Source organism: Acinetobacter endophylla (assembly GCF_053543775.1).
On sequence record NZ_JBLVOM010000169.1, the window covers coordinates 1 to 367 of the forward strand.

The following is a 367-nucleotide window of genomic DNA, read 5'->3' on the forward strand; positions in this document are numbered from 1 at the left end:
TTAATAAAGCGGCAGATGATGCAGCGGGATTGGCTATATCGGAAAAAATGAGAGCGCAAATTCGTGGGTTAGCGCAAGCGGAAAGAAATATACAAGATGGTATATCACTAATCCAAACAGCGGAGGGTGGATTAGGAACAATACAAGATCCTTCTTTATTAAGATTAAGAGAGTTGGCCGTGCAAGCTGCCAACGATACACTTGCTAGTTCTGATAGAAGCAAAATTCAAGATGAAGTAGAGAGAATCAAACAGGGAATAAATGATATTGCAAACAACACTCATTTTAATGGGGTACACCTTTTAAATGTTACTGAAAATCTATTTGATTCGCTTAGTAGTACAAATTACATAGGAACGAATGTCAA

At 37.6% G+C, this 367-nt stretch carries 1 protein-coding gene; it reads left to right on the forward strand.

Going from position 1 to position 367, the window contains the following annotated elements; genetic code table 11:
* The coding region (locus ACNPNW_RS06190; RefSeq protein ID WP_448766738.1) for a flagellin at positions 1–367 on the forward strand (367 nt) is incomplete at both ends.